This window comes from Methylobacterium sp. PvP105, assembly GCF_017876975.1.
GTDB classification, from domain to species: Bacteria; Pseudomonadota; Alphaproteobacteria; order Rhizobiales; family Beijerinckiaceae; genus Methylobacterium; species Methylobacterium radiotolerans.
On sequence record NZ_JAGIPA010000004.1, the window covers coordinates 144,206 to 166,645 of the forward strand.

Annotated in this window: 26 protein-coding genes; all 26 read right to left on the bottom strand. The window is 68.9% G+C overall.

The genetic code is table 11. The features are described from left to right. Nucleotides 1-18: 18 nt before the first annotated feature. Entirely contained in the window at nt 19-1,377 is a 1,359-nt protein-coding gene (locus J3A75_RS33450; protein WP_209651183.1) for a hypothetical protein, read from the bottom strand. After that, nucleotides 1,374-2,078, bottom strand: coding sequence for a hypothetical protein (locus tag J3A75_RS33455; RefSeq protein WP_209651184.1), 705 nt, complete (start codon nt 2,076-2,078; stop codon nt 1,374-1,376). Before J3A75_RS33455 ends, J3A75_RS33450 begins: the two co-directional genes overlap by 4 nt. Beyond that, nucleotides 2,079-2,600, bottom strand: a complete 522-nt coding sequence (locus tag J3A75_RS33460; protein ID WP_209651185.1) for a WGR domain-containing protein — start codon at nt 2,598-2,600, stop codon at nt 2,079-2,081. Nucleotides 2,601-2,690: 90 nt separating this feature from the next. Beyond that, the gene (locus J3A75_RS33465; protein WP_209651186.1) at nt 2,691-3,824 is read right to left on the bottom strand and encodes a hypothetical protein; all 1,134 of its coding nucleotides are present in this window, start codon (nt 3,822-3,824) and stop codon (nt 2,691-2,693) included. Beyond that, nucleotides 3,821-4,042, bottom strand: a complete 222-nt coding sequence (locus tag J3A75_RS33470) for a hypothetical protein (RefSeq protein ID WP_209651187.1) — start codon at nt 4,040-4,042, stop codon at nt 3,821-3,823. The genes J3A75_RS33465 and J3A75_RS33470 overlap by 4 nt, the downstream gene beginning before the upstream one ends. Beyond that, entirely contained in the window at nt 4,039-4,233 is a 195-nt protein-coding gene (locus tag J3A75_RS33475; protein ID WP_209651188.1) for a hypothetical protein, read from the bottom strand. The genes J3A75_RS33470 and J3A75_RS33475 overlap by 4 nt, the downstream gene beginning before the upstream one ends. Further along, nucleotides 4,230-4,544: a hypothetical protein gene (locus tag J3A75_RS33480; protein WP_209651189.1), complete on the bottom strand. Its 315-nt coding sequence runs from the start codon at nt 4,542-4,544 to the stop codon at nt 4,230-4,232. Before J3A75_RS33480 ends, J3A75_RS33475 begins: the two co-directional genes overlap by 4 nt. Next, complete coding sequence (locus J3A75_RS33485) at nt 4,544-5,902, bottom strand: DnaB-like helicase C-terminal domain-containing protein (protein ID WP_209651190.1); 1,359 nt, start codon at nt 5,900-5,902, stop codon at nt 4,544-4,546. The genes J3A75_RS33480 and J3A75_RS33485 overlap by 1 nt, the downstream gene beginning before the upstream one ends. Nucleotides 5,903-5,905: 3 nt before the next feature. Further along, entirely contained in the window at nt 5,906-6,166 is a 261-nt protein-coding gene (locus tag J3A75_RS33490) for a hypothetical protein (protein ID WP_209651191.1), read from the bottom strand. A 65-nt stretch (nt 6,167-6,231) separates the two neighbouring features. Next, the gene (locus tag J3A75_RS33495) at nt 6,232-6,954 is read right to left on the bottom strand and encodes a hypothetical protein (RefSeq protein WP_209651192.1); all 723 of its coding nucleotides are present in this window, start codon (nt 6,952-6,954) and stop codon (nt 6,232-6,234) included. An 84-nt stretch (nt 6,955-7,038) separates the two neighbouring features. Then, the gene (locus J3A75_RS33500) at nt 7,039-7,881 is read right to left on the bottom strand and encodes a PhoH family protein (RefSeq protein WP_209651193.1); all 843 of its coding nucleotides are present in this window, start codon (nt 7,879-7,881) and stop codon (nt 7,039-7,041) included. Between the two features lie 75 nt (nt 7,882-7,956). Continuing rightward, nucleotides 7,957-8,157, bottom strand: a complete 201-nt coding sequence (locus J3A75_RS33505; RefSeq protein ID WP_209651194.1) for a hypothetical protein — start codon at nt 8,155-8,157, stop codon at nt 7,957-7,959. Continuing rightward, on the bottom strand, nt 8,157-8,753 hold the full coding sequence (locus J3A75_RS33510; protein ID WP_209651195.1) for a hypothetical protein: 597 nt from the start codon (nt 8,751-8,753) through the stop codon (nt 8,157-8,159). Before J3A75_RS33510 ends, J3A75_RS33505 begins: the two co-directional genes overlap by 1 nt. 14 nt (nt 8,754-8,767) lie before the next feature. Continuing rightward, on the bottom strand, nt 8,768-11,086 hold the full coding sequence (locus J3A75_RS33515) for a hypothetical protein (protein WP_209651196.1): 2,319 nt from the start codon (nt 11,084-11,086) through the stop codon (nt 8,768-8,770). Between the two features lie 22 nt (nt 11,087-11,108). Further along, a complete protein-coding gene (locus tag J3A75_RS33520) occupies nt 11,109-11,990 on the bottom strand; it encodes a hypothetical protein (protein WP_209651197.1) in 882 nt (293 codons plus the stop codon). A 12-nt stretch (nt 11,991-12,002) separates the two neighbouring features. Further along, nucleotides 12,003-12,398 (bottom strand): hypothetical protein, encoded by a 396-nt coding sequence (locus tag J3A75_RS33525; RefSeq protein WP_209651198.1) that lies wholly within the window; start codon nt 12,396-12,398, stop codon nt 12,003-12,005. A 198-nt stretch (nt 12,399-12,596) separates the two neighbouring features. Continuing rightward, nucleotides 12,597-12,794 carry a hypothetical protein gene (locus J3A75_RS33530; RefSeq protein ID WP_209651199.1) on the bottom strand — a complete coding sequence of 66 codons (198 nt, stop codon included), beginning with the start codon at nt 12,792-12,794 and terminating at the stop codon, nt 12,597-12,599. Between the two features lie 34 nt (nt 12,795-12,828). Then, complete coding sequence (locus tag J3A75_RS33535; protein ID WP_209651200.1) at nt 12,829-13,269, bottom strand: hypothetical protein; 441 nt, start codon at nt 13,267-13,269, stop codon at nt 12,829-12,831. Then, nucleotides 13,266-13,730 carry a lysozyme gene (locus tag J3A75_RS33540; RefSeq protein WP_209651201.1) on the bottom strand — a complete coding sequence of 155 codons (465 nt, stop codon included), beginning with the start codon at nt 13,728-13,730 and terminating at the stop codon, nt 13,266-13,268. The genes J3A75_RS33535 and J3A75_RS33540 overlap by 4 nt, the downstream gene beginning before the upstream one ends. Then, nucleotides 13,727-14,032, bottom strand: coding sequence for a hypothetical protein (locus J3A75_RS33545; protein ID WP_209651202.1), 306 nt, complete (start codon nt 14,030-14,032; stop codon nt 13,727-13,729). The genes J3A75_RS33540 and J3A75_RS33545 overlap by 4 nt, the downstream gene beginning before the upstream one ends. 46 nt (nt 14,033-14,078) lie before the next feature. Next, a complete protein-coding gene (locus J3A75_RS33550) occupies nt 14,079-14,426 on the bottom strand; it encodes a coiled-coil domain-containing protein (RefSeq protein ID WP_209651203.1) in 348 nt (115 codons plus the stop codon). Between the two features lie 79 nt (nt 14,427-14,505). Then, the gene (locus J3A75_RS33555) at nt 14,506-14,865 is read right to left on the bottom strand and encodes a hypothetical protein (RefSeq protein WP_209651204.1); all 360 of its coding nucleotides are present in this window, start codon (nt 14,863-14,865) and stop codon (nt 14,506-14,508) included. A 3-nt stretch (nt 14,866-14,868) separates the two neighbouring features. Next, the gene (locus tag J3A75_RS33560) at nt 14,869-15,336 is read right to left on the bottom strand and encodes a hypothetical protein (RefSeq protein WP_209651205.1); all 468 of its coding nucleotides are present in this window, start codon (nt 15,334-15,336) and stop codon (nt 14,869-14,871) included. A gap of 63 nt (nt 15,337-15,399) precedes the next feature. Beyond that, a complete protein-coding gene (locus J3A75_RS33565) occupies nt 15,400-15,846 on the bottom strand; it encodes a hypothetical protein (protein ID WP_209651206.1) in 447 nt (148 codons plus the stop codon). Then, the gene (locus J3A75_RS33570) at nt 15,843-21,737 is read right to left on the bottom strand and encodes a phage tail protein (RefSeq protein WP_209651207.1); all 5,895 of its coding nucleotides are present in this window, start codon (nt 21,735-21,737) and stop codon (nt 15,843-15,845) included. The genes J3A75_RS33565 and J3A75_RS33570 overlap by 4 nt, the downstream gene beginning before the upstream one ends. Further along, nucleotides 21,738-22,440: tail assembly protein (locus J3A75_RS33575; protein ID WP_209651208.1), on the bottom strand; the 703-nt coding region annotated here is incomplete at its 5' end. It abuts the gene before it with no gap.

The following is a 22,440-nucleotide window of genomic DNA, read 5'->3' on the forward strand; positions in this document are numbered from 1 at the left end:
GTCAGTGCTGACTTACCGTCAAGCGGCGACCTTCAGAGCCGAGTCCTTATCGTCCCGGAACCTTACGAAGCGGGGATGACGAAGCGATCCATCCGGTGTCACCTCGTGATACTCCACCTCGATCAGCCGCCCGATGTAGCTGTCCGGGTCCTTGTCGATCGTCTCCAGCAGCTCGTGCGAGAAACCGCCGCCCACGCTGACGCTGACCCCGGCCCGGTCGACCACGAAGCCCGCGAACTTCCCTTCCAGGCGGGTGCCGGCCTTCCCGGTGTAGTGGCCGGTGATCCGGAGATCCTCCGTTTCCTGCCCCTTGATCTTCATCCAGAGGTGGCCCTTCTTCTTCACGTAGTGGCCGTCCCAGGGCTTCACCATCGCACCCTCAAGGCCGTTGGCCCGGTGCTCGGCGTAGATGGCCTGGATCTCCTCGTGGGAGTTCGCCTCGCGTAGGTCTGTCACCTGGATCGGGGCGCCCTCGGGCGCGCAGCGCACCACGAACTCCAGCACCTTGCGCCGGATCTTGAGCGGGACCTTCCACTCGATCTGGCCGGTGTCGCGCATGATGGCGTAGGGCACGATGTCGAACACGTTCAGGATCGTATCGGTCGCCTCCTCGTCCTTGCGGCGCAGATCGCCCGAGGTCGTCTTGTAGGAGCCGGACACCGCCTCGCCGTCGATCGCCGCCGACGGACCAGCGTCGCCGCCCAGGACGTCCCAGATGAAGCGGCGCACCTTGTCGGTCATCCCCGGGCAGCTCTCGGCGTTCTGGACCTTGGCCCGGGCGTTCTCGACCATCTGGACCAGGTAGGGGCCGGCCCAGTCGAGCTGCGGGAAGTGGTTGCCCACGCGCGAGAACGCCTTCGAGACCCCGGCCGAGACCAGGCTCATGCCCCGGAAGCCGTCGAGCTTGGGCTCGATCGGGACCGGGAACGTCTTGATGCGCTTCTCCTCGTAGGCCTTGGACAGCATCAGGTCGAAGGTCGGCACCGTATTCGGCAAGACCAGGTTGATGGTCTTCTCGGAGATGCCGCAGCGCAGGTCCTTGGCCAGGATCCGGCGCAGGACCTCGCAGGAGGCCGGCTCCAGGTCGACGAGCATGCGCTCGACCGCGACCTTGGCGGCGTTGCCGGTCAGCTCGCGCTTGGAAAGCTGGTGCAGCATCACCCAGGGCTGCGGGCTGGTGTGGTCGAAGCTGAGCCGGCCGGCGCCCTTCACCTGGGGCGGCGTGATGCCGAAGGTGATGAACGGGTCGTAGGCGAGCTGCACGACGCGCTGGACGGTCGGGTCCTCGATCTTGGACCGGAGCAGGTCCTCCTTCGCGTTGCGCGAGGTGGTGGCGCCGATCTCCTGGAGGAGGCGGTAGACGTCGATCGAGTTCACGCGGCCTGGTCCTTCTGTGCTGCGGCCCGGGCGCGGGCCATCTCGAGGAGCGACATGCCCTTGCCGGCCGGAGCCGGTGCGGGCTTCGGGGTGGGCTTGGGCTGCGCAGGGGCGGCCGCAGGCGGCTTCGGTGCCGGTGCGACAGCCTTGGGCGCGGGCGCGGGAGCTGGCGCCTCGCTGGCCCTGGCGACGGCGCGGGTCACGGCAGCCGACAGGTCGCCCGACAGCGCGGCCGCCTTCAGCCCGTCGTCAGCGGCCGGCGCCGACTCCTCGCGCTTCACCGCGGCGAGCTTCACGCCCGCGGTCTTCTTGGCCGCCCGGGGCTTGCCGGCACTGGCCGCCTCGTTCGCCGCCCGGATCGCATCGGCTTCGGCGCCCTCGACCGCGTAGCGGTTGACCGCGTCGTCGCGCACCAGGATCGGGCGCACCGCCTCGAGGATCTCACCCTTGAGCGGGAGCACCTTCGGCTCGGCCGAGAAGTAGGGATCCTCGCCCGTGCGGATGATCGCCCGGTTGATCCAGTAGACCGGGCACTTCGAGGACATCAGGCAGGCCTGGCAGCCGCGCCGCTCGTCGGGCTTGCGGCCGCGAGCCACCTGCTGCTCGAGCTCCAGGCAGTCGGCGAGCCGCGTCTCGGCCCCGAAGATCGGGCAGACGATCAGGGCCTCGTTCTTCGGCGAGTAGGTCTTGATGAGCGTCATCTACCAGGTCCCCCAGTTCTCGTTGTGGGCGACCTCGTCGGCGACGGACGGCCCGGCCGGCTCCACGAAGTCGGTGAACTTGTGCCGGGGCTGGTAGCCCTTGCGGACGATCTTCCCGTCGCGGTCGAACTCGGGTTGCGGATCGGGAGTGCGCACGCCGGTCGTGTCGGCGCCGGGCGCGATGTGCTCGAGGTTGTCCGGGCCGAGCTTGGACAGGTAGAGGATGCCGAGCTTCTTGCGGAAATCGGCCTCGTCATCGCACTGCACGATGGTGTCCCGGGCCGGGTCGTGCTCGTAGCCGTTCCGCTTCTTGTCGCGGTCCTTGCTCTCAAACTCAGCGACGGCCGCGTCAGAGTGGTGGAACGCATCCACCCGCATCTGGCCTTCGGCGTTCTTCTTGCCCCAGCGCTGGATGACGATCGCGCGGCCCTCGCCGTTCACGATCAGCACTTGGTGATATTCCTTGGTGCCCTGTCGATGCAGCATCGACTTCTTGCGCAGGGCGATCGGGTAGACCGGCATGGCTCCTCTCTGCTGTGCGTGTGTCTGTGTCTCGCTCGCTGACTATAGCGAGCGTGCGTCGGTGTTTCGTGTCACCACTGACTTATTGCGTCAGGCAGTGAGCGGCGCCTTCGCCCGGCGCAGCGCCGTGTAGGGGTTGCGCAGGCGCCATTCGACGGCCAGCCGCGGGCTGTATTCCTGGGCCTGCCAGAGCGCCTTGCGCACGACCTCGGGCTTGGCCTCGTTCGGGTCCTGGTCGAGCGGCAGCAGGGCGATGCGGGCCTTCAGCCCGATCTTGCGGATCGACTCGGCCGCCTTCACCGCGGCGGCGAGCGCGTCGGGCGTCCCGTCCCAGCAGATGATGACCTCCTGGAGCCCGTAGCCCTTGAGCACGAGGAGCTGACCGAGCTGGTCGCGGCCCTCGAGATCGCCGGTCGACAGGTGCTTGCCGAAGGAGCCGACCGGGACGATGTCGCGCAGCTCGCTCTCACCGTCGATCGCCGCCTTGAGCGAGAACACGTCGAAGGCGCCCTCCCCCATCGCGATCCGGCGCGCCCGCACGGCGTTGTGGCCGTTGTAGAGGAAGCGACCGGTGCCGGGCAGCGCGGGCGGGAACAGGTATTTCGCGTCCTGGTCGCCGATGATGTCCCGGCCCTGGAAGGTCACGAGCTTGCCGTCGAGGTCGTAGACCGGGATCAGCAGCCGCTGCTCCCACTTCTGGCCGCCCCGGCTGCCGTCGTCCTTCGTCCAGTTCCACCAGCCGCTGTCGCAGTAGCGCAGCCGGAAGTAGGCCGCGAGCTCCACGCCGATCCCGCGGCTCTCGAGGTATTTCAGGTTCTGGCCGTCAGCCGTCGGCAGCGCGAAGCTGTCGGGGAGCTTGATCTCGTCGGGCACCTCGACGGCGGCCGTGATCGTGCGCTTCGGGCGCCAGCCCTGCTCCACGCAGGCCGCCTTGACGTGCTTGAGGGTCTCGCCCCACTTCTTCGCGTCCTTGTCGCCGTGCAGGAAGGCGTTGACGAAGGACAGCTTGTTGAAGCGGGTCTCGCACACGAAGCAGTTGCCGATCCCGGACTCGGCGTTGAGGTAGACCCGGTAGCGCCCGTCCCGGCAGTGGTCCTGCGGGCAGTCCTTCACGTTGATCTGCATGCCCGACGAGCCGCGCGTGGGCCCCTTGTAGGCCAGGCCCTCGCGGTCGAACCACTGCTCCAGGTCGAGCTCCTCGGACAGCTCCTGAAAATCGCTCACGGGCGCCTCCAGCCGAGGGACTCGAGGGTCTCGCGCACGGTCCGGGCCTGCTCGAGGAAGCGCCGGCCCGTGACCTTCGGATCCTCGAGCACGCAGTCCCACTGGAAGTTGGCGTTGCGCGCCAGCACGCGCGCCGCGCCGATGTCCTCGTCGGTGAACCCGTCGAGCTGCTGCTCCAGCGGGTAGCCCATGCAGTCCTTGCCCGAGCGGTCGATCATGCGGTGCCTCGGATCTCGCCGCGCGTGGCCGCCTGGATCGCGTGCGCGTCGCTGCCGGAGGCCAGGATCCAGGCCCGGATGAAGGAGCTGGCCCAGATGTCGGCCGGGTAGCGGACCTCGACCTCGAGCACCTGGATCGGCGGCAGCCAGAACCGGCGCCGCTCGACGAACCTGAAACGACCCGTCCTCATGCCGCCCTCCTCTCGTCCTCGTCGTTGAGCTCGATCGCCACGCAGCGCGGCTCCATCACCACCTCGACGGCGTAGCGGCCGGCGATCCGGGCCGGCGCCAGGATCTCGACCACGTAGTCGAAGGCGTCCCAGCTCTCGGGATCGTTCTCGACGTTGGCCTCGATCAGCATCTCGGCGACGTCGGACCCGCGCACGAACTCGGGCAGATCCACCTCGGCCTGGCTCTCGTAGGGCTCGGGCGGCTGGTAGCGCCGGTCCATCTTGATCTTCTGGCGCGGGCATTCGCGCCAGAGCACGGTGATCTTGGCCATCAGCGGCTCACCCCCAGGACCTTCGAGAGGAACTTCATGCGGGCCCGGTCCTGCTGGATGCGGATCACGACGCCCTCTTCGCCGTTGCGGTGCGCGACGAACTCGATGCGGGCTTCCGAGACCTGCTTCTCCTCGGACGTCGCCGAGATCGCGATCACCACGTCGGCGATGCGGATCTTGTTGAAGTCCTCGGCCACGTCGGTCGCCTTGACGCTGGTCGCCTTGGCGCCGTCGCGGTTCGTCTGCGTGGCCGTGAGCACCGCGGCGTTCTGCTCGAAGGCGATCGCGCGCAGATCGACCCAGATCGACTTGCTCTCCTGGATCGGATTGTCGTTGCGGTGCTCCGCGGCCATGATGTCCGCGTAGTCGACGATGATGAGGTCGAAGATGACCCCGCGCGCCCGGTAGCGCTCGATCAGCCGCCGGAGCTGGCTGCCCTTCATCGTCCCCGTCGGGAACTCGTGGATGTAGAACTGGCCCGACTTCTTGGCCGCGAGCTCGACGGCCTCCTGCACCTTGAACGGGTTGTCGTTAAGGCCCTTCATCAGGGTGTCCGACACGTTCGCGTCGAGACGATCCGCGATGATGCGCGAGGCGACCTCGAGGGAGACGTAGAGGACGTTGAAGCCGGCGAAGGCCGCATACTTGCCGAAGTCGGCCAAGCCCATCGACTTGCCGCCCTTGGCCGGCGCCATCAGCGCCGAGAGCTCCTTGCGGCCCCAGCCCTTGTGGTAGAGGAGGTCGTCGATCTCCTTGATGCCGGTGGTGATGCCGTCGGGCTTGTAGAGCCCGGCCGCGATCATCTTGCGCCGCTCGGTGCGCTCCTGGATGTGGTCGAAGTAGTTGATGCCGCTGGCGTCGTCGGCCACGCCCACGAGCTGCGCCGCCGAGATGCGCTGGGCGATCTTGGCGAAGTCGCCCCGGTCGAGGTCCCCGACCGAGGCCAGGATCGCCTCCTCCAGCGCCCGGTGCTTGGCGAAGCTCGCGACCTCGTCGACCACGAAATCGCGGTCCGAGATGTCGGCGGTGAGGAGTTCCTTCACCTTCTCCTTGACATCGGCGACCATGTCCTTGCGGATGGTCTTGTTCGCGATGCCATTGGCGATGAGCCTGACAAGTGTGACCTTGTCGGGCAGCATCTTATACTTGGCGAAGTATTCCCCGGTCAGCTTGACCAGGACGGCTTCGGACTCGTTGACGAAGTAGAAGGGCTGGATCAGCCCGTCCGTGCGCTGCGCGAAGACCGGGTCGCGCACCTGGAGCGCGGCGACCTTGCTCTGAAACTCGGCGTCGAACTGGAAGGCGCCCGGGTTCGCGGGGACCGCGTCGTCTTCCTCGACCGTGACGTACGCGGTCATGGATCAGGCCTCGAGGATTTCGTAGCCCGTCAGGTTGCCCTTAAAGTAAGTCATCGCTGACTGATCTCCGCGGGCGACCTTGATGGTGAACTGGTCGGCGGCGACGAGCCGCCCGGTCCGGGTGGTCGCGCCGAAATGCACGGTGATCTGCCGGCCGATCGCCGCCTTCAGGTCGTCCTGGTGGTTCCAGGTGCGCGGCTTCATCGGCTGCCGAGGCGCGCTCGGACCACGACGCTCGATCACGGGGCGGGTCTGGGGCTTCATCTCGCGTTCTCTCGCTCGTGTTGTGTTGCGTCGCGTCGTCTATAGCGAGCGCAGGTCGGGGTTTCTCAGCGGACGTCGTCGATCCGCGACATCACCACATCGCCCCAGCGCGCCCGGGCCTTCTCCTCCGGGAGCACCTGCTCGTCGTAGATCAGGCCCTTGAGGGCGTGGACGATGTTGGAGCGCTTCGACACCTGGGCGAGCAGCCACTCGTGGTGCGCGTCCTGGATCGGCGAGGCCTGGTAGCGCTCGTTCTTGAAGCGCTCGTCCTTGGCCACGTAGAGGATGCCGCTCTGCCGGTCGGTCCAGGTGTCGGACACGGCCGTGAGCAGGTCGAAGTTGTAGAGGTGCGTCGGCCGCGGCAGGTATTCCTTGCGGCACTTGCGCAGGGACCAGTGCATGGCGATGCCGATGTAGAGGTCGTAGGGCATGCACAGCCCGTCGGCCATCTGGCGCGCCTTCCACAGTCCGGCCCGGTCGGTGTTGCGCTTGGCCAGGTCGAACGGATCCTCGGCCTTGATCCCCTTCACGTAGTCGGCCTTGGCCCGGTCGAAGGTCGAGGCATACATCTGCCGGTAGACCCGGCGGTAGGCGTCCGTGAACAGGTAGGTCGCGTGGACCGGGTGCATGAAGCGGTAGTCGAACCACTTCGAGGCCATGAGCCAGCGCTCGGGCTCGACCCACTCGTCGGGCAGCGCGTGCATGATGTCGTGGCAGGCCTCGAGGGGGAGGTCCGTCCCGAAGACGTGTCTCTCCCCCTCCCCTGCCGTGTCCTGTCCCGGTGTCATCGTCGACCTTCGCGTGAGCTGCCCGAGGCCGGGCGCGTTGCTGTGCTGCTCACGCTATAGTCGCGCAGCGTCGGGTCTTCTGACCTAGACCTCGGCGCCGATGAAGCGCCGCAGGCCGGCGTGGTCGGGCTCGTCGTCGTTGACCGGCTCGACGGCCACGGGCGTCTCGTAGGCCTCCAGCACGTCCTGGCAGAAGCCCGAGCGCACGACGTCCTCGCGGCCGAACCGGATGATCCCGACGCTGCGCACGCGCTCCAGGCGCGAGACGGCGTCCATGAGCCCCGACGGGCCCGGGATGTCCTTCTGGGCCGGGTCGCCGTTGACCACCACGCGGGTGTTCTCGCCGATGCGGGTGAGGAACATCTTCATCTGGCCGGGCGTGGTGTTCTGCGCCTCGTCGAGCAGCACGTCGGCGTCCTTGAGCGTGGAGCCGCGCAGCAGCGCCAGCGGGCGCGCCTCGATCCGCCCTTCCTTGATGAGGTATTCGGTGAAGCCCTTGCCCAGGACGTCCTCGAACGCCTCGCGCACCGGCCGGAAGTAGGGCTCGAACTTCTCGTCCAGCTCGCCGGGCAGGAAGCCGAGGCTCTCGCCGGCCTCGACCGCGGGCCGGGTGATGACCACCCGCTCGATCTCGCCGTCGCGCAGGCGCTCGGCCATGCGGGCGGCGGCGAACCAGGTCTTGCCGGTGCCGGCCGAGCCCAGGGCGATCGTGAGCGTGTTGGAGCTCATCGAGACGTCGAAGCGCGCCTGGGCGGCGTTGAGCGGCTTTACGGGCGCCTGCCGGGGCTTGGCCGGCGCCTGCGGGCGCCGGTTCTCGGCGACGAGTTGAAGGAGCGGACCGTGCTGAGTGCCCTTCCCCTGACGCTTGGCGTCGCGGCGCTGCTTACGGCGGATCGCCTTCTCGGCGGTGTTGGTCGCGGTGCTCATGTCGACTCCAGGGTCGGTGGGGAAAGAGAGCGAGCGCACATAAGTAAGCACTGACTTACTTCAGGACGCAAGCGGTCATTCGGCCAGGAGCGCGATCTCCTGGGTGGCCGTCAGTGCGAGCGTCTGCCCGGGCAGGACCCGCAGCTCGGAGTCGAAGCCGTGGATGATGAGCAGGCCGCCGTCGGTGCTCCGGGCGTAGTTGCGGAACACGAGCCAGGCCGGCCACGCCGACGGGGGCTGCCCCGTGTAGCGGAAGCTGTCGATGATCCGGCGCATCAGACGATCTTCGCCGCGTCGTCGAACAGGACCTGGAGCTGGGTGGCGTCCATCCCGAGCTCCTGGCCGATCGCCTGCACGTAGGGGTTGGCGATCTCCCAGTCGTTGGCCCGCTGGAAGAAGATCTTCACCGGCGGGTAGGGGTGGTTGAGCGCGATGCTCTCGACCAGGGGCAGCAGCCCGCGGTTGAACAGCGCCGTCACCGCCTGGGCGGCCGAGACCTTCGTGACGGGCGGCTTGGGCGGATCGACGAACTCGCCGGTCGCCAGGTTGCAGACCTTGTTGGCGAACAGGCCGTCCACGTCGACGATGTCGAGGTCGACGCCGCTGATCTCGACCACGCGCCCGTTGCCCGGGAACATCGCGTGCTCGTCGCGCACCGCGGACAGCACCATGTCGCCGGCCGGCGTCGGCACCAGGATCGCCCGGACCGTGCCCTCGGTCCAGTTCTCGGCCTTCCGCGAGAAGCTATACCAGTCGAGGCCATCGCTGATGCGGCGGCTGAACAGGGTGCCGGGCGGCACGAACATGCCATCCGGCGGCTCGGTCGGCTGGTAGATCTCGAACGCGCCGTGGTCGATGACTGAGTAGGACATGCTTCTTCTCGGGATCAGTTGATGTAGGCGACCGTGACCCAGTTCTGGTCCGGGTCCGTGACCTGGACGTAGCGCCAGCGGGCGTTGCTCAGCAGCTTCCAGGAGTTGTCGGCGGCGAGACCCGTGACCACGGCGCCGGCGAAGGGCTCGTAGATCGTGCCGTTGGCGTTGCCGGTGGCGTTAAGCAGGTCGACCGCGGTCTTGTCGCCGGCCTTCACGAGACGGACGTTCTTGATCGAGTTGTAGTAGCGGGCCCAGGCGGTCGCCCGGTCCTCGATGCGGGAGTTCAGGCCACCCGACGCCGGGCCTGTGCCGAACTGCTTCGAGCCGAAGTCGCCGCCCTGCCCGATCCAGAAGATGACCGAGTCGTCGGCCGCGCTGCGCCAGTAGAGGTAGCCGTCGGCCTCGAGGCGCCAGTAACCCTGGAAGCCGGCCGTGTAGCCGAAGGTGATCCGCGGGTTCACCTTGGCCAGCGTGATGTCGCCGGTGAGCTGGCCGCCGACCTTGTCGAACTTGCCCGAGATGTCCGGGCCGGCGTTGCGCAGCGCGCTCGCGAAGTCGCCGATCGCCGACGACCACACCGAGCCGTCCTTGCCCACGCGGAACACGTCGGCACCCATGAAGAGACCGAACACGTTGGCGTTCTGGTAGAGCGTCGCGGCCGTGCCGCCGGCCCGGTCGTCGAGCTGGAGCGCCGCCGCGGCGCCCGTGGCGCGCAGGAGCGGGCTCAGGACTGTGCCCGGAGCCGTGAACGAGCCGTCGGCGCCGAACACCGAGTAGCGGTAGGCGTTGGCCGCGCCCGTGCGCACGACCAGGTTTTCGGTGCCCGCGTCCGTGTAGAGGTAGGTCTGCCGGCCCGAGAACTGGAGCGAGGCGAAGTTGACGCCCGCGCCGAGGCTCGCCTTGGCGTTCGGGTCGAAGTTCCCGTTGTCCCACGGCGTCAGGTTCGCCCAGCTCGGGCGCGCGGAGACGGCGAGCGAGGCGAAGCTCGCCGCGCCACCCAGGGTCGCCTTGGTGCCCGGGTCGAAGTTCCCGGCGTGCCACACAGCCTTCCCGCCCACAGCCACGGACGCGAAGCTCGCGTCGCCGCCGAGCGTCGCCTTGCTCGAGGGGTCGAAGTTGCCGCTGTCCCACGGGGTCAGACCGCCCCAGCTCGGGCGGTTCTGGACCGAGAGCGAGCCGAAAGAGCCGGCGCCGGCCACCGTGACCTTGGGCGCCGTCACCTCGCCGGTGAAGGCCGGGCTCGCCAGGTTCGCCTTGGTCGAGGGGTCGAAGTTCCCCGCGTGCCAGACCGCGCTGGTGCCGACCTTCAGGGCCGCGAACGTGCCGGTCCCCGAGGCCGACAGGTCGGCGACCGAGGTCGCGCCCGAGACCGTGAGCGCCGAGAAGCTGACGTTGGAGTTCAGGCTCGCCTTGGTGGACGGATCGAAGTTGCCCGCGTGCCAGACAGCCTTGTTGCCGACCGTGAGCGCGTCGAAGGCGCCGGACGCCGAGGAGACCGACGGCGCGCTGATCGCGCCTGTGAAGGCGGCCCCGCCCAGCCCGGCCTTCGCGGTCGGGTCGAAGTTGCCGGCGTCCCAGACGGCCTTTCCGTTGACGGTAGGCCGGGTGCCGAAGTCGGTCGCGCCCGTGACGTTGCCGCCGGCCTTGTCGAACTTGCCGGCCAGCGCGGTCGCCATGTCCGAGCGGATCGCCGTGTCGGCCGCGGCGAAGTCGGTGCGCACGCTGTCGAGCGCGGCCTGGAGCCCGGACACATCGGCGACCGCGATGGCGAGCGCCGTCTTCAGGGCCGCGGCCGTGATCGCCCCCTTGAGCCCAGCCACCGAGAGCACGGCGTCGGTCGGCGTCAGCAGCTCCTTCCAGTTGGCGAGCGTCGTCGCCGGCTCGACCTTCAGGATGAAGCACTTGTTGAGGTCGGAGCGGATCGCGATGTCGCCGCGCTCGGCCGTGAGCGCGAGCATCTCGGCCTCGGACGCCACCGGGAACGTGTCGGTGATCGCGACAGCCGGGATGATCGAGGCGTCGAGCTTCGAGTTGGCGTCGAGCACCGGCACCTGGCCGGCACCCGTGCCGGCGGCGAGACGCGCGGCCGTGCCCAGCTCGGCCTCGATGGCAGCCTTGGCCGCAGCCGTGTCGCCGGCAGCGGTGTCGCTGATCGCCTGGAGCTTGCCGGCCAGGTCGGTGATGTCGGCCGTGACCAGGACCGTGCGCAGGTAGGCCAGGATCTGGCCCACGCTGATCTGCACGTCCCGGCCGCTCTGGACCGCGGCCCAGAAGTCCGCCGAGCCCAGGGCGGTTGCCTGCGGCTCCTCACTCGCCTTGCGGTTTGCCACCGTTCGATCCTCTGCCTGGAGCCTAGTTGCTGTCGTCGTTCTCGACCTGCTGAAGGTCGCCAGCCTCGGTCAGGCGGATGTCGCCGTCCTCGGTGAGCCTGTAGGTCGCCAGTGCGCCGAGCTGACCGGTGACGGTCGCCTTGCCGGCGGCCTTGCCCTTCAGCGCCTTCGCGATGATCTCGTGGCCCGTCAGGCGGCCCGCGCCCGCGGGGTGGCCGCCCAGAACCTTCGCCACCCGCAGCGCGCCAGCGGGGCTCGTAGAGCCGTGCGTCGCGCCCGCGAGGGGCTTGCCCACTGCCAGGGCGCCGGCGGCCGTGCTGGAGCCGCGCAGCGTGCCCTTGAGCGCCGTATCGGTGCGCAGCTCGCCCGAGGCCGCACCCGTGCCGACGATCGTGCCGGCGAGGAGCTGCTCGACCAGAAGCCGGCCCGTCGCGGAGCCGGTGCCCTGGGCGGTCTCGCCCGCGAGCAGCCGCCCGATGCTGGGCGCGCCGGCCGCCTGGCTCTTGCCGGCGCTCGTGGCGCTGAGCGGCTTGCCGATGTGGAGCGTCCCCTCCCCGCTCGACCGGCTCGAAGCCCAGCCGACCAGGCGCTTGCCGACGACGAGGGAGCCGGCGACGCTCGTGCGCCCCGCGGCCTGCCCGTGCATGTCGTCGCTGAGCGAGGAGCGCAGCCGGCCGGTGATCGTGCTGCGGCCCGAGGCGGTCCCGTGCAGCGGCGCGATGGTCAAGAGGTTCGCCCGGATGCTCGTGCGGCCGGCGGCGACGCCCGCGAGGTTGTCGGCCCGGCTGGTGATCGAGAGGCGGCCGGTGAGGCTCGCCCGGCCCAGCGCGGACCCGGACAGCGCAAAGCGGTCGCCACCGTAGTAGCGACGGCTTGCGGCAGCCGTGTAGGCGCTGGGGAGCACGAGCCGGAGACCTTAGTCTTCGGTGATGGCGAGGGCGCCGACCGGGAAGCTCACCGGGTTGCCGGGGTTGATCGTCTGCTTGCCGCCGGTCAGCGGGGCCGACTCCAGCATGGTGCCGCCGGCCGCGGCCGAGAACACGGCGAAGTGGGTCACATCGGTGCCGCCCGCGGCGTTGCCGAAGTCCACGATGGCCGAGTTGGAGATGGTCTTGTTGGCCGGCTCGCCGAACGGCGCGGCGACGCGCCCGTCGGGACGAACCGCGGTCGTGACCTCCTGGCCGCCGGTGCCGGCGTCGGTCGGGTCGCCGTTGAACAGGGCGATGAACAGGCCAGCGGGCGGGGCCGGGAAGGCGGTGCCGCGCAGCCAGTTGAGGAGGGCGTTCTCGAGGTAGGTGCTCTTGCCGGCCATTCGGGGCTCCTGTGGCCGGGCAGAGCCGGCATCGGTAAGTCAGTGGTGACTTATCATAGCCGAGGAGGAGCCGGCGATCCAGAGGCTCGGGAGCGCTTCCTACCCCGGATGCCCAACGCCATCGCCCTGTATGTAGATAATCAGTAGTAGTCTAATACTAATATCTAAATACAGGCCGATGGCACCGGGAAGTCTTGGCTACCGGGCATAATCCCGGCGCACGGCGTTGATCCAGTCCACGGCGCGCTGACCGCAAGCGGTCTTGGCCCGGTCGAGGACCTTCGCCTCCCCGATGATCCGCACCACGTCGGCCTTGGAGAGGGCCCGGTCCGGGATGTCGGGGAAGGCCCGCGCGAGGCAGCCCTGGACGCCGTCGGGCGCCGCGGGCAGCGTCACGCGGATGCTGGTCCCGGTGAGCGGGGCCGGCGCGTTAGAGGTTACGCAGGCGCCGAGCGACGTCGCCATCAACGCACTCGCGATCACGGTCCTTGTCCTTGGCCAGAACATCGTTCAGCTCCTTCAGCTTGGCGTTGTCCGCCTTCTCGGCGGCGAGGTCCTTCGCGGCCTGCGCCGCCTGCTGCTTGTTCTGGGCCTCCGCGAGGTCGGCCCGCTTGGTCTCGGCGTCGAGCGCGCGGCTGGCCTCCTGCTCGAAGGCGAGGTGCGCACCCTTCGCCTGCCCGGCCTGGTAGAGGGCGCCGCCCACGATCAGGCAGATGCCGGCGATGATGAGCGGCTGCTTGATGAAGCTCGGCAGGAAGGTCGTGCCGAACACCGCGAGCGCGATGAGCGCGATCCCCGCGATGCCCGAGAGCGTCGCGAGGATCGAGAAGGCGGTCCAGCCGTTGGCGAGGGTGAGGAGCAGACTGCTCATTTCACCCCCTCGAGGCAGAGGTTCTTCTCGCGCGTGCGCCGCCCGATCAGCTCCTTCTGCTTCGTCCACGCCATCATGGCGTTGCAGGCTTCGACCTTGCGGCCCTGGTTGTAGAGCCGGACGGTGGTCGACTTGCAGAAGCCGGCCTGCCCGATGTTGTAGGCGAACGAGACGAAGGCGATCTCCGTCTTGTCCGTCATCGGCTGCTTGACGCAGCTCTCGACCTTGTTGGCGAACTCGTCGATCCGCTTGAGCAGCAGCGCGTCGCACTGCGCCTTGGTGTAGGTCGCGCCCCACACGGCACCCTTGGTCTCACCGTAGCAGTAGGTGTTGACCCCGACCGTGTCCTTGTAGGTCCGCAGCCGCAGACCCTCCTCGGTGCCCACCTGGCTGATCGCCGCGACCCCGAGGGCCGTGGCGACCAGACCACCGAGCACGGTGCGCTTCGTCAGGCGGCTCACTGCTCGCCGCCCGAGACCGAGGACGGGGTGATCCCGTCCTGCGTCACGAGGCGCGAGTAGCCGGCGGCCGCGCTGACCAGGATGTAGAGGGCGACGAAGACCTTGTTGTCGATCGGCGGGTTCTCGAGGAGCGCCTGCATGCCGAGCTGGACGGCCGCGAGCAGCGACGCGAGCAGCGAGAACCGGACGCTCCAGGTCTTCTTGATGAGGTTCACCCAGTCGTCGCGGAGCTGGACGGCGAGCGGGACCTTGGCGAACTGGGCCTTGAGCCAGGACCAGACGGCGGACGGGGACAGGGACATAGCTTCCTCTCTCATGTGATAAGTCAGTGCTGACTGACTATCCGGGTCAATGGACCCAGGTCTTGACCATGCCGGTGACGCCCGTGACGGTGGCGAGCAGCCAGCCGATGAGCCCACCCAGGCCCAGGATCGCGGCAGCGCCGGCGCGGTAATTCGAGATCATCTTCTTGAGAGCCTCGATCTCGACCTTCGCCGTGGTCAGCTCGGTCTTGGTCGAGGCCAGCTCGTTCTTGGTCTGCTGGAGCTCGAAGGAGGTGGCCTGGAGCTGCTCCTTGACCTTGGTCAGCTCCCGGCTCGTCTCCTTCAGCTCGTCGCGTGCCTCCGTCACCTTCTCGGTGAGGACTTCTATCTTGGCGATCAGCACGGCTAGCCCGCTGTCAGGGATTTCAGGCATTGCGAGATCTCCCGAACGGGGTGAGTAAGCAGTGACTTATTATGCCCGAAGCGCCCCGTTCTGAACACCCCTCCCCCGGTTATGAGGCGAAGGCCATTCCGTGTCGGGCGAGCAGCCGAACGATGGCAGCGTGGCTTTCGCACTGCTCGATCTCGACGTTGAGGGCGATCCGCTGGAGCTCCAGGGCGTCACCGGCACCGTTCGCGCGGTCGAGGATGGACTGGGCGAGGGTCGCCGAGTCGATGCGCCGCAGTCGAGCCTCCTGTTCGATCAGTGGCGAGGACCCGCCCTCAACGACCAAGCGCGCCTGCTCGGCCTTGCGGACATACATGGCGCGCCGGCCAGCCGGCACGTCCTGATGCGCGAGCCCCTCGTAGTGGGCGGCGACGATGGCCTTGGCGCGCTCGCGCGCGTCCGGGAGGGCGGGTCCGTGGATCATGGCTTACTCCGTGACGTCGACGAAGCGGACGAATGGCAGGATCGGGAAGGTGTCGCTGACGATCACCGCATAGCGACCCACGACCCGCGCGGTGAGGACGTAATCGCCGCCTGCGAAGGTGCTGCCGTAGTCGAAATCGGAGTAGTCGGCCGTCCGATAGGTGGCGAACCCTGGCGGCACATCACGAAGGGTCGCCGTCTCCCCGCGCTTCAGCGTCTCGGGCTCGAACTGACCGTCGTAGGTCGGGCGATCGACGAGAACGGGCTCAGGGCCCGACAGGTCGACCATCTGCGAAACCTCGTTGTTGGGGAAGTAGCCCGAAACAGGGATGTGCTTGGGCACTCCGATCCCAACGAGCATGCCGCTCGCAACCATCTCATCGTATTGAGAGCGTAGCGTGCTGCCGGTCGCGTGGATCTTGCCGGTGAGATCGTAGGTGTAATAGCTCACATAATCATTCGGACTGGTCATTTCAGGATCATCCACTTCTCGAATACGGCGCCCACAGCGGGCGACGCCTGGTTGCCGCCGGCTCTAGTCCGTGACGGTGAGGGTGAGGGCGGCCGGCAGCACCGGGAACGCCTCGAACAGGATCGCGTAGGTGCCGGGCACGGTGAACCCGATCTTCAGGTCGCCGCCTTCGTGCTCGTGCGTGCCCGAGACCGGGCCGGCGAATGTGATGGTGCAGGCCGGAACATCCGGGAGCGTCGCCTCCTCGCCGGCCGGCAGGATCGGGCGGTCGAAGCGGCCCTCGAACTCCGGGCGGTCCTGGATCACTGGCTTGGCGCCCGAGAGATCCACGTAGCGTCGGGAGGTGAACGTCTGCATGCACCAGCCGCCGTCCCCGAACAGGATGCGGATGCCACGCTCCTGCTCGTCCTCGGTGAAGCCGACCCCCTGAAAGCGGTAGCCGACGATGCGCCCGGTCTCGTCGTAGGGCACGGCCTCGGCCGGCGTGATGTAGTCGCGCTTCTCGGTCATCGTGCAAGCTCCGTGACTGAAAGATAGACGTCGCCAACATTCGGCTCGCCGTTACTGTCGGTGACGCGCAGAATGAGGTTGCCGATCTGCTTGGGCTCCCAGGAAAACACCAGCACAGTCGGCGTCATGAACTGGAAGCTTCCGCCCGCTGAGACGGAGTAGAGGTAGGAAAAGCTGTTCACGACGCCCCGCAGGACCGTCCAGGTCTGGCCGCCGTCGGCCGAGTAATCGACCGTCAGCGCTCCGGTCGACGCGTTCTGCGGGTGCGGGGTGCCGCCATCGCCCTTCCGGTAGGCGAGGATCTGGAAGATGCTGGTCAGCTCGCGGGCGGCGATGGGCACCGACGTGACCTTGCCCGGGTCTGCGTTCGCGACGGTCTGGGAGACCGCCTTGCCGGCGATCTTGACCGTATCGACCTGAAGATCGCCGATCTTGGCGTTGGTGATCGCCGCGTTCCCGATCTGAGCCGACTGGATCGAGGCGTCCTTGATCGAGGCACCGTCGATGGTCGCCTTACGGATGTAGCTGCCGTCCAGCGAGGTCTCGTCGTCGGTGATCTTCAGGACGGCCTGGCCGTTCTTGTCCCGGACCTCCATGCCGAAGATCTCGGTCTTGCCGTCGCCCTCGAAGACGCCGACGTTGCCGATGGAGACCTGCTCGACCCCGTTGTTGGCGACGATCCGCATGAGCTTGTTGCGGGCGTCGAGCTGGAAGTTGGCCGAGCCGAGGAAGATCAGGTCCGCGGTGATGGTGCCGGCGCCGAGCTTGTCGGCCGTCACCTCGCCCGCGGCGATCTTCTCGGCCGTGATCGCCCCAGCCGCGATGTGCGACGCCTGGATGGCACCCGCCTTGATCTGGTCGGCCGTGATCGAGCCCGTGTTGATGCGCGAGCCGTCGATGATCGTGCCGCCGTAGATCGGGTTGAGGCCGGCGAAGCCGTCATAGGAGCACAGGAGCACAGCATCTGGGTCTGCCAGGATGGCCGCATAGTTCTCCAGCCCGGCCTGGACCACGCCCTGCTGGGCCCGGCTCCACCAGGCGAAGGCGTGCTTGCCGCCCGTGGCGATGCTGCCCGAGGCCACGGCCGCGGCGACCGCATGGCCGTCGTCGCCCGTGAACAGGATCGTGCCGGCGCTCCAGGAGAGCGTGGCGTCCTCCTTGTCGGCCGAGAAGTCGAGCCCGACCGTCTGGAGCCCGCGCGCGCCGATCTTCAGGGTGTTGGCGGCGATCGAGTTGGCCGCGATGTGGCCGCCGTCGATCTGCGTCGCGTCCGGGCCGCCGAGCCACGAGGCGAGCGAGACCTCGCCGCCGATGCGGATCCGGTCGGCCTGGATCGAGCCGGCCTTGATGTTGTCGCCCGTGATGGTCCCGGCGGCGATGCGGTCGCCGGTGATCGTCCCGCCCTTGATCTGGTCCGCGGTGATCGTGCCGGCGACGATGCGGTCGGCCGACAGCGAGTTGGTGGCGATCGAGCCGCCGTCGATCACGGTCGAGGCGTTGGCGACCCACGGGGCGAACGCGGTCTGGTTCGCCAGCGCCTTGCCCAGGTAGAGGCCCGTCCAAGCGACCTGCGGAGCGGCCTGTCCGATCCAGATCGCGCGCTGCACCGGCACCACGAAGGCGGCGCCGGCCGGCGCGGTCCCGAACACGCCCACGCGCGCCATCGTCTCCAGCGGACCGACACCAGGGGCGGCCGCATGCACGTCGCCCGAGGCGGCGGCGAGCGGCTGGCGCGAGGCGTCGAGGAACAGGAGGATGACCTGCGCCTGCGCGCGGGTGATCGAGGCGTAGACCGACAGCTCGTAGCGCTGGCCGGGCGCGACCGGGTAGGCTTCGTCCCAGCCGGCCGGGAGCCGGCGCTCCAGCACCAGGTCCGCGTAGGCGCCGGCAGCCGGCGTGTCGGCGCGCGCGACCAGCGCGGCACCCATCCCGGGCGGGGCGAAGGTGGTCGAGGCGGTGATCGCCGGGGCCACGCCGTCGGAGGCGCCGTGCAGCGCGAAGCCCGAGACGCCGCCCAGGAAGTCGGCGTTGAACAGCAGGTTGCCCGAGGACAGCCCGACGGCGATCTTGTCGGCCGTGATCGCGCCCGCGGCCAGGGCCTCGGCCTTGATGGCGCCGGCGGCGATCAGCCCGGCCGTGATCGAGTTCGCGACCAGGCGGTCGGCGTCGATCGAGTTGGCGGCCATCTTCTCGGTCGAGATGGCGCCGTCCTCGATCTGCGTGCCCTTGATCTGCCCGACGATGCCGCCTGCCGTGGTGTTGCCCACGACCGGCTCCCATTTGCCGTCCTCGATCTGGTAGAGCTTGCCGTCGGTCTTGAGCAGCAGCACGAGCGGGCCGTCGTAGTCGGCGAGCGCCGGCAGCGTGTCGACCACGCCGATCGCCGTCAGCCCGTCGGCGAACGAGGTCTGGTCCAGGATCTGGCCGGCGATCTGCTCCTTGGTGATGACCGGCGAGACCGCCTGCACCGGGCCAGCGAACACCTCGCTCTGGGTGCCGGACGTGTTGACCGTGCGCGCCCAGTAGAAGCGCGTCTGGCCGGCCGGCAGCGTCTTGTCGATGAAGGTCTGCGCGCCCGCGACGGCGCGCCCCAGCGACGCGCGCTGCGCATTCTGGGCAGCAGCCGCGAACAGCTCGACATACGCAAGATCGGCCTGGGCCGGGTCGACCCAGCTCAGCACGGCCGTCTCGAAGGCGGCGACGACCGCGAGGCCCGTGACCGGGTCCGGGGCGGTCTCGTTCACCGCGGCGACGATCGCGACCGGGTCCGACCAGGTGCCGACCGTGTCCGAGCCGTTGTAGGCCCGCACCCGCACCGCGTAGGTCTGCCCGGGCGCCAGGCCGTGCCGCTCCCAGGCCGGGTCGGTGACGCGCTCGCGCACCCAGGTGCCGCCCTCGACCGCGACCTCGACCTCGTAGCCCGCGAGGTTCTCGGACCCGCTCTTGTCCCAGCTCGCGCGCACCACGGCCGTCAGGGTGCCGTCGATCGCGGTCTCGGCCGCGGTCTCGAGCTTCAGCCCCGTCGGCGCGCCCGGCACGTCGGTGTCGATGATCCGGTTCGACACCCACACCTTCTGCTCGGGGCCGACGTTCAGGCCCTGCTTGCCGAACTGGTCGTAGGCGGCGACCCGGACGAAGTAGAAGGTCTCGGGCGTCACCTTGAACGAGACGAGGGTGGAGTTGCCGTCGTAGGCCGGCTTGGTCGCCGCGGGGTCGAAGCCCGAGGCCTGCTCGAGCCACACGAGCACGCCCGCGAAGTCCGGGTCGGCCGGCCGGTCGAAGGACACGAATAGGCTCTCGGTCGTCGTGGTGATCGAGGGCGAGATCACGTCCGGGGCGGCGTTCTCGCACACGAGCGTGGCCGGCGCGCTCTCGCGGCCGAGCACGTCCCGGGCCCGGACCTGGACCCAGAACTTGCGGCGCGGGCCGCCGTCGGCCGCGTTGGCGTCGAGGCCGTAGGTGAAGGTGGCGCCGGGCGCGACCCAGTCGGACACGAGCTCCTGCGTGTCGACGTCGAGGATGCGCACCACGAAGTCGATCGCGTAGGGGATCACGGCGTCCGGCCAGGTGACGTCCCAGTCGAGCACCAGGTCCTTGCCGGCGAAGGCGCCGTCGCCGGCGTCCTGCCCGCGCACGCGCAGGTTCGCGACGGCCGGCCCGGGCTGGCCTTCCCAGCCCGCGACCGTGAAGGCGAGCGAGGCCGGCGCCGAGCGCTTCCCCTGGCCCTGGCCGGTCACGGAGGCCGTCCAGTCGCCAGCCTTGAGGTCGGGCAGCGTGATCGAGGGGTTCGAGGTGACGCCCATGTCGACGTCGCCGTCCGGGCCGGACAGGAGCACGCTGTAGGCGTTGCTCATCCAGTCGGAGGCCGGCGTCCAGGACAGGAGCACCTCGATGTGCGGCAGGCCGTCCCGGAACGTCTGGGTCTCGGTCGCCTTCAGGTTCACCGGCGGCAGGATCTTGGTCGACGGCCGCACGTAGCTCGGCGGCGCGAGGAAGACGTTCTGCTCGATGCGGGCATACTTCGTCGGGTCGTGGAACAGGGCCGCGACCTTGAAGGTGTTCTTCTTCGGCTCCGTGACCGAGAGCACGCGATACTGGCGCGGGGCCACATCCGTGCTCGAGATCGCCCACATGGCGCCGGGCGCGATCTCGCCCTCGAGCTCGGCGTCGAGGACGGCCGTGACGTTGCCCTGCTCCCAGCCGATCACACCCCGGGTCTCGATGACGCCGGCCTTGTTCACCACCGAGATCTTGTAGGTGGCCGTGGCCGTCGGCTCGAAGGCCTTGTCGAGGTTCAGCCGCGAGGGCGAGTGCGAGATCACTCGGCCGCCGATGCGGGTCTGAGCCTTGCGCGGATCGGCGATGGCCACGATGTGCCCGGGCCGCAGCGGGTCGGCCGCGAGCGCGTCGAGACCCATCTCGAACTCGACGCTCTCGGTGGCCGTGTAGTCGGTGTCGAGCGTCCAGGCGCCGATCCGGTGCGCGAGCCCGCGCGAGGTGCAGCCGACCGCCTGGATGTCGGTCTGGCGCCAGCCGAACTTGTCCAGGCCCTCGTCGTGCTGCACGACCTCGATGGCGTTCCGGTAGAAGTCCTCCGGGTCGTTCCACGAGACCATCGCGACCGTGTTGCGGGTCTTCTTGGCCGTGCGGGAATACTTGAACTGGCCGCCGATCACGTTGGCCGGGGCGAGCAGCTTCACCGGGTCGGCCGGCTTGTCGGCGACCGCGAACACCTGGCCGACCGACCAGAAGGCCATGCCGCGGAAGGCCGCGGTGATCTGCTGGAGGACCTTGTAGGCCTCGTCGCGCGAGTTGATGACGCCGTTGAAGGTGTAGCGCGGCTCCTGCCCACCCTTGCCGTCGGCGACCAGCTCGTCGCAGTAGCCGGCGATCTCGTAGAGGCCGAACTTGTCGATCTTGGTCTCGTCGATGAACTCGCCGAGGCCGTAGCGGTCGTTGGTCAGCAGGTCGTAGAAGATCCACGCCGGGTTGTTGGTCCAGGCGCGCTTGAAGGTGCCGTCCCAGAAGCCCGTGTAGGTCCGGGCCTCGGGGTCGTAGTTCGAGGGCACCTGGATGATGAGGCCCTTCACGTCGTAGTAGCGCGAGGGGATCGAGCCGCCGAACTGCTGGGCGTCGAGCTCGAGGGCCACGAGTGCCGTGTGGGGATAGGTGAACTGCCCCTCGACGATCGTCGTGTAGCTCTCCCAGATCAGGCCGGCCTGCATGTAGTCGACGGTCGGATCCGGGCTCTCCCGGCGCACGCGCAGGCTGTAGGGGTGGCCGCCCGGCGGCAGGCTGACGACGCTCGCGCGCTCGTAGGGCGAGGTGGTCTTCTGCTGGAGCAGCAGCTCGCGGTGGACCTCGGTCCACTGGCCGCCGTTCGGGCGGATCTCGATCATGTAGTCGAGGTCGTTCGGCAGCAGGGAGCCGTTCTTCGGGTTCTGCACCACGAGGGTCGGGATCTGGCAGACGACGCGCACCGAGGTCGCGTTCTCGTCGGCGATCGTCCGGACCGGCGGCTCCTGGGACTTCTTGATCTCGACGCCGACCGAGTAGGTGGTCTCGGACGAGGCCATGCCGATCAGCGGCGGCTGCTCGGGCTCGCCGTGCCGCTCCTGCCAGGTCACGCCCACGAAGTTGAAGGTGCCGTCGGCGTTCTGGAGCGAGGTCTGGTCGAAGAAGATCGACTGCGCGCCGTTGACCAGGCCGACGATCTCGCCCTCGCCCAGCACCTCGACGAGGCGCGCCTTGGCGTCCGAGCGCAGCGTGTTCGAGGCGTCCGACTTGCCCGCGCTCGAGCCGCCGAGCTTCGCCGAGCTGCCGCCGCCCGAGCCGCTCACGTCAGCGCTGACTGACTCCAGCGCGCGCAGGTCCTCGATCATCGCGTCCATTTAGAAGCCGCCCTTCGTGTCGCCCGTCGTCTGCCCGGTCTTGATCGAGGTCGTGACCGAGCCGTCCTCGTTGATCTTGGTCACGGTGCCGTCCGGGCTCGCGCCCATCGCGATGTCCTCGACGTCCAGCCCGGTCGAGGCCGCGATCGAGCCGCACATCACGCGGCCGTAGATGAGGGGCACGGCCGTGCCCTGCTCGGTGCCGTTCGTCGGCCCGGAGAAGGCGAAGCTGTCCTCCTTCTTGCCGGTGTCGGAGGACTCCTTCTTCGTCATCATCTGGGCCGCGCCCGAGACCGCGAGGCCGAGGCCCAGCACCGCGACCGAGCCCCACATGCCGCCCGAGGTCAGGCCGGCGAGCGGGGCGGCCAGCGTGCCGCCTGAGGCGAAGATCGCCACGCCGACCAGCGCGACGCCCAGGATGGCCTTGAGCGCGCCGCCCTTGGCGCGGCCGGCCGCGACCGGCACCAGGTGCAGGTCCGCCTGGCCGAGGCGCAGCGTGTTGATGTCCTCCTCGCCGAGCCGCAGCCCGGTCCGGCGCTCGCCGCGGATCACCTCGTAGGAGCCCTGCTTCAGGGCCTCGAGGAAGCCCTTCACCTGGACGCCGATCCCGCGGATGCACTCGCCGACCGTCGCGGCGTCGAGCCGGAACTCCGGGCCGAACTCGCGCTTCAGGCGGCCGTGCAGGATGACCCTACGCATGGGC

What these genes read in the sequence shown, in the direction of transcription:
- J3A75_RS33455 (WP_209651184.1), bottom strand. Translation starts at nt 2,078, where the DNA reads ATGACGCTCATCAAGACCTACTCGCCGAAGAACGAGGCCCTGATCGTC.
- J3A75_RS33460 (WP_209651185.1), bottom strand. Translation starts at nt 2,600, where the DNA reads ATGCCGGTCTACCCGATCGCCCTGCGCAAGAAGTCGATGCTGCATCGA.
- J3A75_RS33470 (WP_209651187.1), bottom strand. Translation starts at nt 4,042, where the DNA reads ATGATCGACCGCTCGGGCAAGGACTGCATGGGCTACCCGCTGGAGCAG.
- J3A75_RS33475 (WP_209651188.1), bottom strand. Translation starts at nt 4,233, where the DNA reads ATGAGGACGGGTCGTTTCAGGTTCGTCGAGCGGCGCCGGTTCTGGCTG.
- J3A75_RS33480 (WP_209651189.1), bottom strand. Translation starts at nt 4,544, where the DNA reads ATGGCCAAGATCACCGTGCTCTGGCGCGAATGCCCGCGCCAGAAGATC.
- J3A75_RS33485 (WP_209651190.1), bottom strand. Translation starts at nt 5,902, where the DNA reads ATGACCGCGTACGTCACGGTCGAGGAAGACGACGCGGTCCCCGCGAAC.
- J3A75_RS33490 (WP_209651191.1), bottom strand. Translation starts at nt 6,166, where the DNA reads ATGAAGCCCCAGACCCGCCCCGTGATCGAGCGTCGTGGTCCGAGCGCG.
- J3A75_RS33495 (WP_209651192.1), bottom strand. Translation starts at nt 6,954, where the DNA reads ATGACACCGGGACAGGACACGGCAGGGGAGGGGGAGAGACACGTCTTC.
- J3A75_RS33500 (WP_209651193.1), bottom strand. Translation starts at nt 7,881, where the DNA reads ATGAGCACCGCGACCAACACCGCCGAGAAGGCGATCCGCCGTAAGCAG.
- J3A75_RS33505 (WP_209651194.1), bottom strand. Translation starts at nt 8,157, where the DNA reads ATGCGCCGGATCATCGACAGCTTCCGCTACACGGGGCAGCCCCCGTCG.
- J3A75_RS33510 (WP_209651195.1), bottom strand. Translation starts at nt 8,753, where the DNA reads ATGTCCTACTCAGTCATCGACCACGGCGCGTTCGAGATCTACCAGCCG.
- J3A75_RS33525 (WP_209651198.1), bottom strand. Translation starts at nt 12,398, where the DNA reads ATGGCCGGCAAGAGCACCTACCTCGAGAACGCCCTCCTCAACTGGCTG.
- J3A75_RS33535 (WP_209651200.1), bottom strand. Translation starts at nt 13,269, where the DNA reads ATGAGCAGTCTGCTCCTCACCCTCGCCAACGGCTGGACCGCCTTCTCG.
- J3A75_RS33545 (WP_209651202.1), bottom strand. Translation starts at nt 14,032, where the DNA reads ATGTCCCTGTCCCCGTCCGCCGTCTGGTCCTGGCTCAAGGCCCAGTTC.
- J3A75_RS33550 (WP_209651203.1), bottom strand. Translation starts at nt 14,426, where the DNA reads ATGCCTGAAATCCCTGACAGCGGGCTAGCCGTGCTGATCGCCAAGATA.
- J3A75_RS33555 (WP_209651204.1), bottom strand. Translation starts at nt 14,865, where the DNA reads ATGATCCACGGACCCGCCCTCCCGGACGCGCGCGAGCGCGCCAAGGCC.
- J3A75_RS33560 (WP_209651205.1), bottom strand. Translation starts at nt 15,336, where the DNA reads ATGACCAGTCCGAATGATTATGTGAGCTATTACACCTACGATCTCACC.
- J3A75_RS33565 (WP_209651206.1), bottom strand. Translation starts at nt 15,846, where the DNA reads ATGACCGAGAAGCGCGACTACATCACGCCGGCCGAGGCCGTGCCCTAC.
- J3A75_RS33570 (WP_209651207.1), bottom strand. Translation starts at nt 21,737, where the DNA reads ATGGACGCGATGATCGAGGACCTGCGCGCGCTGGAGTCAGTCAGCGCT.